Source organism: Pseudonocardia charpentierae (assembly GCF_031845345.1).
GTDB classification, from domain to species: domain Bacteria; phylum Actinomycetota; class Actinomycetes; order Mycobacteriales; family Pseudonocardiaceae; genus Pseudonocardia; species Pseudonocardia charpentierae.
On sequence record NZ_JAVREJ010000059.1, the window covers coordinates 1 to 9,456 of the forward strand.

The following is a 9,456-nucleotide window of genomic DNA, read 5'->3' on the forward strand; positions in this document are numbered from 1 at the left end:
CCGCTGCCGCATCGGCGTCCGGGCCGGGCTGGTCCTTGCTCACTCGGGTGTCCCTTCCGACCGCCGTGTCGATCACAGCGGTCGATCTTGGGTCACCCGCGGCTTACACGGTCGTCGTGACACGCCCTGGTGGACGAGGAGCGCGCGCGCTCCAATAGATCGTCAGCTTGCCCCTTGGTAGCCGCCTTTCCTACTCATGAAAGAGTGCGGAACTGATCAACCGGAATGGCCAGTTTTTCGAGCCCGAAGAACGCCTCCAAGTAGCGACAGGTTACATCCTCGGCGTCGAGAACAAGTGTTCCGTCTAGCGTCTCCAGAAAGACCACGCCCGGATCATTCTCGGCCGGAAATTCGAGGTAAGTGTAGGGTCCACGCAATCCCTTGTGCGGCCCAATCTCGAACGGCAGCAAACTGACACAAACATTAGCCCTCTGACTGAGTTCCACCAACCGATCCAGTTGCTTACGCATAAGATTCTCTCCGCCAACTGGTCGACGAATTGCCGCTTCATCCACTATGAAGAATAACTCGACGTCGATTCGCTCCAAACACTCTTGACGTTCAAGCTGGCATTCAATCATACGGTCCACTGAGTCTTTGGGAACATCGTAGCAAGCATATAGCGCTCGGGAATACTCCTCCGCCTGAAGGAGTGCCGGCACAGTTAACAGCTCAACTTGACGAACAAGGGATGCGGAGGACTCGTATCGAAAGTACCGCAGCGTGTCGGCATGGAAGATGTCGCGGTAATATGAGAACGGCTGATACTTCGAACCGCGCGCCATGTTTATCAGATCCTCGACGACACTGCGGTCTTCCACTCCATAAACCTGCAGCAACGCGATTGTGTCAGTAACCGAGATGGCGAACGAGCCGTTCTCGATCCGTATCACCTTCGAGAGCGACCAATCTAACGCCGCGCCTACTTCCCGCTGCGTGAGGCCGGCCTGAGCCCGCAGACGCTTCAACTCGACCGTCAGCTGTCTGCGCATCGAAACTGAGTCGCTCAATATATCGCTCCCTTCCCGATGTATTACATCGAACGCTATCACGCGCGAATCGGTCTGAATCAGTCGAACCTCCACGGCGATCAGGCCATCGGCATCTCGGCAGATGCGGCTGGATCGTCCGCTTGGCACAGCTCAGGCGCCGCTAGCAGGAGCCTAAAGTGATGTTCGTGCTAGCCTTCCAGTATGGGCTGGCGTCTGGCTTGGGGCGTGCTAGCGCTCGCGGCCGCCCAAGCTTTGGCTCAAGCCGCCAGCATCGCATCCAACTTCCCAGAGTTGCCTGCCGTCCACCAGATCGTGGCTGGCGTGGTTGCTGTGCTGCTGGTGTTCGGAGTAACGATCAAGATGACGCCTGCGGTGTCAGGGGCGAAGGCTCCAAAAAAAAGTTCTCAAGAGTGACACATTGCAAAGTGCTACATAGCACTCCGCCACACTCTGCGTCCCAAGTTACCCGAATGGAGCAGCTCGTCAGGTAACGTAGTCCGACGTAAGGGTCCAGGCAGTTAGTTTGATCAACCTGGCTGCAGCGCGAGCCTGTGCGTGCCAGAAACGCCGCACACCTCACGCGGCCTGCTGATATTCGTGGAGCAGCCCGCCGAGCCGGTCGCGCCGTCGGATTGTGTACGTCGCGCTCGTCGTCAGCTGGGGGAGTGGTCGTAGCGGTGCGGCCTGGCCGAGCGTCCGGTGTGGCCGATGGCTGTTGTAGTGGTGCTCGTATACGCGGAGCACGGCTGAGGCGTGCCGCTGGCTGATGATCAGGGTGCGGTCGAGGAGCTCGCGGCGGACGCTGCCGATGAAGCGTTCGGCAATCGCATTGGCCCGCGGCGCCCGCACCGGTGTCCTGATGATGCGAATGTCGGCGGCGGTGAAGACGGCGTCGAACGCGGCGGTGAACTTGGCATCGCGGTCCCGGATGAGGAACCGGAAGCGAGAGCCGGCGTCGTCGAGGTCGATGAGCAGGTTGCGGGCCTGTTGGGTCAGCCAGGCGCCGGTCGGGTGAGCGGTGACGCCGAGGATGTGCACCCGGCGGGTGGCGTGCTCGACGACGAAGAACGCATACAGCCAGTGCAGGGTGATGGTGTCGAGGTGGAACAAGTCGCAAGCCAGGATGGCGTGTGCCTGTGCCCGCAGGAATTGCGTCCAGGTCGATCCGGCTCGCCGCGTCGATGGGTCGATGCCAGCGGTGTGCAAGATCTTCCAGACCGTGGAGGCGCCGATCCGGTAGACCGAGGCCGACGAGCTCGCCGTGGATGCGGCGGTACCCCCTGTCGGGTTCCATAACTTGGCCGTGGCGTGTGACCAGCGGTTTCAGGTCGCGGGTTCGTACTCGTTGATGAGCCCGCCGAGGACCGGCAGACGTCGGACCCGGCCGTAAGCCAGCTTGGGGACAGGTGACTGCGGGCGCGGTGGACGCAGCTTCAGCGCTCGATGCGGTCGCTGCATGTTGTAGTGCAGCGAGTACTGGGCAAGCACGCCGCGCAGGTGTCGCTCCCCGAAGATCAGCATGCGGTCGGTAACCTCGGTGCGGACGGTCAACACGAAGCGTTCGGCGCAGCAGTTCGCCCGCGGACACCGGGGTGGGATCTTGACCACCTCGATCCCCGCATCCGCCAGGACCGCGTCGAAGGAAGCCGTGAATTGTCCGGCGCGATCGCGGACGAGGAACCGGAACTGTGCCGCACGCTCGCCGAGGTCCATGACGAGGTTGCGGGCCTGCTGGGTGGTCCACGGCCCGTCGGGATGCGCTGTCACGCCAGGACGTGCAGGTAGCGGTCGCCGACCTCGAGCACGAACAGGACGTACAGTCTGCGTAGTGTCACCGCGCAGTCGACGTGGAAGAAGTCGACCGCCAGCACGCCGGTGGCCTGCGTGCCCAGGAACTGCCGCCAGCTGGTGTCGGTGTGCCGGGCGGGTGGGATCCCGTAGCGCTTGAGGATCCGACGGATCGTCGAGGCGCCGACCCGATGGCCCAGTTTGAGCAGCTCACCCTGGATCCTCTGGTACCCCCAGCGCGGATTCTCCCGCGCCATCCGCTCCACCAGGGCGACGAGGATGTGGCTGATCGGTGGCCGTCCGGGCCGGCTCGGATAGGTCCATCTTCTGCGCACGAGGCGGCGGTGCCACCGCAGGATCGTGTTCGGGGTGACCAGGCGATGGCAACGCAGGGCTTGGGGCAGCCACCGGATGAGGGCGGCGAAGACGGCGCGGTCCGCCGAGTCCATGCGTGGTCGTGGGTTGGCGCGGCTGAGGATGGCGACCTCGTGCCGCAGGACGAGGAGCTCGACGTCCTTGGCTGAGGACGTGCGGCCCATCAGTAGGACCAGTCCGAGTACTTGTTGGAAGATCAAATACAGCAAGCGCAGCGACACGCGACGATCATCATCCCTGGCCTGTGGAGACCGCCGATCGCCACTGGTCGGCGGCATGCGCCGCATTCTGGAACCCCACACGGGTCACTGCGATGCTCGGCGAGACCGACTACGCCGTGGGCTCGACCTTCGACGCCCTCGGGCGTCGCACCGGAACCACCGCGCCCAGCGACGTCACGGCCAGCGGGCACAGATCGCGTTCAGCTACGGCCGAGGCGGTGGGGTCACCCGCGTCATCGTCGACGGCGTGCCCCACCTGCAGCTGACCGACCGGGTGCTCAGCTTCCGTGAGCGGCACCTCCGCCGGGTCCTGGCCGAGTACGCCGCGCACTACAACAGGCAGCGGCCGCATCGAGCGCTGCAGCTGCGCCCGCCGCGCCCGGAGTCGCCTATCCCCGAGCCGTTCCACGGCAAGGTCCGGCGTCGACAGGTTCTCGGCGGTCTGATCAACGAGTACAAACCCGCAGCGTGAACGAGCTGATCAGCGCTACGGCCGACTTCTGGAACCCCACCGGGGTCAACTTCACAGGACGTGAGACGGCGTCGGAAGCGGACCGCACTCGGCGAGATCCAGAAGCGCTCGCACGGCCGGGTCTGACCAACGCTGGAGATCGCCGTGAATGTCGTGCCACGGTGGCAGGTCGGCATCGGCACGCGCCGAAGCCGAAGTAGCATGCGAGGACGGGATGTTGGAAGGCATAGCGGCAAGAATCGGGCGCCATGACCCCGCGGCACAGCGTGTGACCCCCCGAGGCGGGGTGGGGGAATCCCTACGGCTCAGCGGCGGTCAGTGTTCGGCGAAGACCGCAAGCGGTGGTGCCGGTCGTCGGTAGTGACCTGTCGGTGCCAGAAACGCTGCGCACGTCACGCGACCTGCTGATACTCGTGGAGCAGTCCACCGAGCCAGTCGTGCCGTTGGACGGTGTTCGGATAGCTCGTTGTCCGTTGGGGGAGTGGTCGCAGGGGAGCGGCTTGGCCGAGCGTCCGGGGTGGCCGGTGGCTGTTGTAGTGGTGCTCGTATACGCGGAGCACGGCTGAGGCGTGCCGCTGGCTGATGATCAGGTGCGGTCGAGGAGTTCGCGGCGGACGCTGCCGATGAAGCGTTCGGCTATTGCGTTGGACCGCGGTGCCCGTACTGGTGTCTGGATAGTGCGGACGCCACTCGCGTCGAACACCGCGTCGAACGGGGCGGTGAACTTGGCGTCGCGATCGCGGATGAGGAACCGGAGATGCCTGCCGGCATCGTCGAGGTCCATCAGCAGGTTGCGGGCCTGCTGGACGAGCCAGGCGCCGGCCGGGTGGGCGGTGACGCCGAGGATGTGCACCCGGCGGGTGGCGTGCTCGATGACGAAGAACGCATACAGCCGGTGCAGGGTGATGGTGTCGAGGTGGAACAAGTCGCAAGCCAGGATCGCGTGCGCTTGCGCTTGCCGGAACTCGGTCCAGGACGGTCCCGCTCGCCGCGTTGATGGGTCGATGCCGGCGTTGTGCAGGATGGTCCAGACGGTGGAGGCGCCGATCCGGTAACCCAGACCGACGAGTTCGCCGTGGACACGCCGGTACCCCCACGTCGCATTCTCGTTGGCCAGGCGGATCACCAGGGCGCGAAGGCCCGCGGGGATGGCTGGTCGACCGGGTCGGGTCGGCCGGGTGGTCCAGCGGCGGGCGATCAGCTGGCGGTGCCAGCGCAGGACGGTGGCCGGGGCGACGAGCAGCCCGAGGCGTCGAGGCTTGGGGAGTAGTCGGGTGAGGGTGGTGATCAGGGCGCGGTCGGTCCAACTCATCTGTAGGCGCGGCGTGCGCCGTTGGAGCACGGCGAGTTGGTGGCGCAGGACCAGGCTCGATCTCCTTGGTGGCGCCGGATCGGGCGCGTAGCACCATCCAGCTCAGGAGCTTGGAGAACATCAGGTAGATCAGTCCTAGAGCCACAAGCGGATCATGCCTAGCCAACTGCCGCGACGAACGGGCAGGTCACGGGCTGTGCGCGCAGTTTCGGGCACCTACAGGCCAGCGGCTGCGGGTGTGTCTCGTGACCGGCTACGCCTGTTGTCGGTGAGCGCGAAAGACGGTCAGCCGGCGCTGACCGCTCCGGCGAGTTCGAGTCGGCGACGTTTGTCGGGAACCGCAGATGTCAGGCGACCGCACGTCGCCCACGGCGAAGGGGCCCGTCTCGATCTGGGATACGGCCAGTTCTCAGCGGCGCGCATCACCCTGCTCGGCGGCAGCCGGCCGCCGTCGGCCCGGTGGAGGAAGTCCCGCGCGACCTCCGGGTGGCCGCATCAGGGTGTTGACGTCGACGCAGTCGACCCCGTCGACATCGACAGGCCGCTCGACGCGGCGCGCGGCGACGATGCGAAGCCCGGCGAGGTCCGCGGCCACGACATCGGGGGCGTAGAGCACCGCGGGTTCGAACGGGCCGCTGTGCCCCTCGGTGAGGTGGCACAGGTCGTGGCCGACGACGAGGACCGTCCTCCCGGGGGCGACGGCCTCGGCTGCCCGCCGAAGCAGCGCCGATAGCTGCGGGGGAGGCAGGTGCAGGTAGGTCACGAGGACGAGGTCGAACGCCCGGTGGTCGAGAGGGTGGTCGACGACGTCCGCGACGACCCTTCGCGCGTGGGCTCCTGTGTTCTCGGCAACGCGTGGGCATTCGCGATCGCGGTGGCGGAGGGGTCGATTCCTGTGACCTGCCAGCGGTGTGTGATGCGGTCGCCTTGTGCACACAGCGCCGGCGACCGAGAACAGCGGATCACCTATCGCCCAGTAACGCTGTCGCGTTGAGACCGTCAAGGTCTGCCTGCAAGCCGTAGTGATTGTCCAGACACTCGATCGAGTGACGGAACCTCTAACCCGCTGACGCTTGGTCCACCAGGTTGATCGTCACGCGGCGTCCGACCGGACTCGATCGCACTCCTACCCGTGGCGGCGGACGTTGATCACGGTGCAGGCGAGGGTCAGCAGCGGCAGCGTTGGAGCAATCGTCAAGACCTGTGGATGAAGATCTTTAGGCGGCTTCCGGGTGGGCTTGGTCGTCGGGTCGTTCGGCGAGCTTGCCGTTGACGAAGGTGGCGCCGGCGCGGACGAGGGCGACGAGGTGTGGGCCGTTGACCGCGCGCCAGCGGTCCTGGGCGGCCTCGATCAGCTTGAACGCCATGGCCAACCCGGCGGCACGTGATCCCGGACCGCGAGTGACCTTCGTGCGGTGCCGCACGGTGGCGAACGTGGACTCGATGGGGTTCGTAGTCTGCAAGTGGATCCAGTGTTCGGCCGGGAAGTCGTAGAACGCCAGCAACTCATCGAGATCGTCGGTGATCTTCGCGACCGCCTTGCCGAACTTCGCCGCGTACGCTGCCTTGAACGCCGACACCGCGTCGAGGGCGTGGGCCCGGTCCTCGGCGTTCCAGATCTCGGCCAGCGCGCGCTTCGCCCCCGGATGCGCCGACTTCGGCAGCGCCCCGAGCACGTTGGCGATCTTGTGGAACCAGCATCTCTGTTCCCGGGTGGCCGGGAACACCTCGCGCAGGGCGCCCCAGAACCCGAGCGCACCGTCGCCGATGGCGAGCACTGGGGCGCGCATGCCGCGGCGGGCGGCGTCGCGCAGCAGGTCCGCCCACGACTCGGTCGACTCGCGGTACCCGTCGGTGAGCGCGACAGCTCCTTGCGGCCGTCGGCGCGCACGCCGAGGAGCACGAGCAGGCAGAGTTTGTGTTCCTCGAGGCGGATGTTGACGTGGATGCCGTCGGCCCACAGGTAGACGTAGTCCACGCCCGACAGGTCCGCGCGGCGAAGGCGCGTTGCTCGGCCTTCCAGGTCTCGGTCAGCTTGGTGATCACCGGGCCGGACAGGCCAGCCGAGCTGCCCAGGAACTGCCGAGCGCGGGCACGAAGTCCCCGGACGAGAGCCCGTGCAGGTAGAGCAGCGGCAGGACCTCGGTGATCTTTGGGGTCTTGCGGCACCAGGGCGGCAGGATCGCCGAGGAGAACTTCTGCCGTTCGCCGGTGTCGGGGTTGGTGCGCCGGTCGTTGACCCGCGGCGCGACCACCTCGACCGAGCCCGCGCTGGTGAGCACCTCGCGGGGCTGGTGGGTGCCGTTGCGCACCACCAGCCGCCTGCCGTGCTCGTCGCGCTCGTCGCGGAACGCGGCGATGTAGGCGTCGACCTCGGCCTGTAGCGCTTCGGCCAGCATCCGCCGGGCGCCGTCCGCGGACGATCTCGTCGATCAACGCCGCCCCGTCACGGCGGCGGGGGTCATCGGCGTCAGCGGCTTCAGGAACTACGGTGAGCACGGGTCGTACCCTTCCGACCGGCGTTGGCGCGCCGGCCTTGCTTGAGGCTTGCGAGTGATCGGGAGGTACGACCCCTCCTCGGTCATCCACAGGTCTCAACCATTGCTCCAGCGTTGTGCGCTCAGTGCGGTCATAGCGCAGCCCGAGCCGCTTGAACCGCAGCAGCCACGAGATCGTCCGCGGGCACCTGCCATTCTGGGTTGCGCTGGCTGCCGGAGGGCCAGTCGTTCAGCGGCGGTGGCGTCCCTGGGGGCCGGCCGGTCGGGGCGGTATCTGTCGCTGCTGGAGCGTCAGCGCATTGCCACCCAGCGCCGGCTCGGTCTGGCGTGCGGCGGATCGCCGCCGAGCTCGGCCGGAACCCGTCCACCATCAGCCGCGAGCTTCGCCGCCACCGGCGCGGCCACGACCGCAACCACGACGGCGACCTCGCTCATGCCCGCGCCCGTAAGACCGCCCGACGCCCGCGCCGCAACAGGCTCAGCTGCGTCGAGGGCTGCGCCAGGTCGTGCAGGCCAAGCTCGAGCAGGAATGGAGTCCGGAGCAGATCGCCGCGCACCTGCGCAGCGAGTATCCCGACGGCCGGACTGGCATCTGTGCCACGAGACGATCTACGAGGCCCTCTACCACGGCGAGTGATCCCGGCGGATCCAGCGGGGCGAGGAGATGACTGCTTTGCCGTACGACGGTTGCGAGCGCCGAGTGGGCGGGACTGTCCGACAACCTGAGGTCCGCTTCCAACTCAGCCGGTCCGTCGTGCTCGAGCTTCGCCACCAGCTAGACGAGTAAGTCCGAACTCGATCAGTGGTCGTAGGCGATCAGGGATCGGGTGACGGGTTGCCCGGTGGCGCGGTTGTGCCAGATCGCGGCGGTGAGTGCGAGCAGGCGTTGAGCGACACGCACACCGACACCGTCGATGCTGCGCCCGCCGTGCAGCTCCAGGTCGAGTTGGCCTTTGAGGGTGTCGTTGACCGACTCGATGATCTGCCGGATCGGTTTGAGCAGGTGCTCACCGGGGCGTGGGGTGCGGTTGCGGTAGGACGGGCGCAGCAGGGTCACGCCGCGGTCGGCCAGGTAGCGGTCGAGTTCGGCGGAGACGTAGCCCTTGTCGGCGATGACCGTCAGTCCCCAGCGGTCGGCGGTGAGGGTGGGGTCATGGTCGAGTACGGCCATCAGGACCTGGCGTTCGTCGAGTTTCGGGTCGGCCAGCGCCCAGGTGACCGGCAGGCCCGACGGGGTGCAGACCAGGTGCAGCCGCAGGCCCCAGAAGTAGCGGGAGTGGCTGGGGCAGTAGCTGTAGCCGGCCCAGCCGGCCAGGTTCGACCGGCGCGTGGTGGGGCGGGAGCGGGCGCACTCCACGGGGGTGGAGTCGATGACCCACACCGGGTCCGTCCACAGGTCGGTGTCGGCGGCCAGCGCCCGGATCAGGCGCTTGACCAGCGGCAGGGCGGCGCGCAGACGCTTGTTGTAGCCGGACTGGCCGGGCAGGTACGGGAACGCCGCGGGCAGGGCGCGGGGCACGAACCGCAACCAGCGGGCCTCGGAGCGGACCCCGAGCAGGACCTGGGCGACGGCCAGGGTCAGCAGTTCGGCATCGGAGAGCCGGGGTGGTCTTCCCGTTCGGGTGTGCGCACCCAGCCAGTCGTCGATCTTCACATAGAGTGCGGTTAGGAGGCAGGGAGTCGGCAAAGTCAGCTGATCTTGAGTAGTTGGAGGGGTCGTTGGGCGTTGCGGCCGTGATGTCGTAGCGCGGCGGCGAGATTGGTGGCTCCGGCCAGTCGGTGCAGGCTGATGGCCAGG

At 66.8% G+C, this 9,456-nt stretch carries 10 protein-coding genes and 1 pseudogene; 3 read left to right on the forward strand and 8 right to left on the reverse strand.

The window, feature by feature from the left end:
* Window positions 1-194 precede the first annotated feature (194 nt).
* Window positions 195-1,085, reverse strand: coding sequence for a helix-turn-helix domain-containing protein (locus RM445_RS31385; protein ID WP_311560499.1), 891 nt, complete (start codon window positions 1,083-1,085; stop codon window positions 195-197).
* 108 nt (window positions 1,086-1,193) lie between these two features.
* Here RM445_RS31385 and RM445_RS31390 point away from each other — a divergent pair, with 108 nt between their 5' ends.
* Window positions 1,194-1,406: a hypothetical protein gene (locus RM445_RS31390; protein ID WP_311560500.1), complete on the forward strand. Its 213-nt coding sequence runs from the start codon at window positions 1,194-1,196 to the stop codon at window positions 1,404-1,406.
* Window positions 1,407-1,568: 162 nt separating this feature from the next.
* Here the strand turns inward: RM445_RS31390 and RM445_RS31395 are convergent, their stop codons facing one another.
* The 3 genes from RM445_RS31395 to RM445_RS31405 form a co-directional block, all read right to left on the reverse strand.
* Complete coding sequence (locus RM445_RS31395) at window positions 1,569-2,102, reverse strand: integrase core domain-containing protein (RefSeq protein ID WP_311560501.1); 534 nt, start codon at window positions 2,100-2,102, stop codon at window positions 1,569-1,571.
* 213 nt (window positions 2,103-2,315) lie between these two features.
* Complete coding sequence (locus RM445_RS31400) at window positions 2,316-2,759, reverse strand: integrase core domain-containing protein (protein WP_311560502.1); 444 nt, start codon at window positions 2,757-2,759, stop codon at window positions 2,316-2,318.
* Window positions 2,756-3,376 carry a helix-turn-helix domain-containing protein gene (locus tag RM445_RS31405; RefSeq protein ID WP_311560503.1) on the reverse strand — a complete coding sequence of 207 codons (621 nt, stop codon included), beginning with the start codon at window positions 3,374-3,376 and terminating at the stop codon, window positions 2,756-2,758. The genes RM445_RS31400 and RM445_RS31405 overlap by 4 nt, the downstream gene beginning before the upstream one ends.
* A gap of 247 nt (window positions 3,377-3,623) precedes the next feature.
* On the opposite strand from RM445_RS31405, the gene RM445_RS31410 reads away from it, so the two are divergent.
* Window positions 3,624-3,848, forward strand: a complete 225-nt coding sequence (locus RM445_RS31410; protein ID WP_311560504.1) for an integrase core domain-containing protein — start codon at window positions 3,624-3,626, stop codon at window positions 3,846-3,848.
* A gap of 586 nt (window positions 3,849-4,434) precedes the next feature.
* Here RM445_RS31410 and RM445_RS31415 read toward each other — a convergent pair.
* The 3 genes and pseudogenes from RM445_RS31415 to RM445_RS31425 all read right to left on the reverse strand — a co-directional run bounded on the left by RM445_RS31415 (window position 4,435) and on the right by RM445_RS31425 (window position 7,659).
* Window positions 4,435-4,974 carry an integrase gene (locus tag RM445_RS31415; RefSeq protein WP_311560505.1) on the reverse strand — a complete coding sequence of 180 codons (540 nt, stop codon included), beginning with the start codon at window positions 4,972-4,974 and terminating at the stop codon, window positions 4,435-4,437.
* A 595-nt stretch (window positions 4,975-5,569) separates the two neighbouring features.
* Window positions 5,570-5,923, reverse strand: a complete 354-nt coding sequence (locus RM445_RS31420) for a hypothetical protein (protein ID WP_311560506.1) — start codon at window positions 5,921-5,923, stop codon at window positions 5,570-5,572.
* 454 nt (window positions 5,924-6,377) lie between these two features.
* A pseudogene (locus tag RM445_RS31425) lies at window positions 6,378-7,659 on the reverse strand (IS256 family transposase).
* 326 nt (window positions 7,660-7,985) lie between these two features.
* On the opposite strand from RM445_RS31425, the gene RM445_RS32675 reads away from it, so the two are divergent.
* Entirely contained in the window at window positions 7,986-8,384 is a 399-nt protein-coding gene (locus tag RM445_RS32675; protein WP_397469448.1) for a helix-turn-helix domain-containing protein, read from the forward strand.
* A gap of 73 nt (window positions 8,385-8,457) precedes the next feature.
* On the opposite strand, the gene RM445_RS31435 is transcribed toward RM445_RS32675, so the two are convergent.
* A complete protein-coding gene (locus RM445_RS31435; protein ID WP_311560508.1) occupies window positions 8,458-9,351 on the reverse strand; it encodes an IS982 family transposase in 894 nt (297 codons plus the stop codon).
* Window positions 9,352-9,456 lie beyond the last annotated feature (105 nt).

Bases quoted from the DNA above. Each gene is read 5' to 3' on its own strand.
- RM445_RS31390 (WP_311560500.1), top strand. From the start codon at position 1,194: ATGGGCTGGCGTCTGGCTTGGGGCGTGCTAGCGCTCGCGGCCGCCCAA.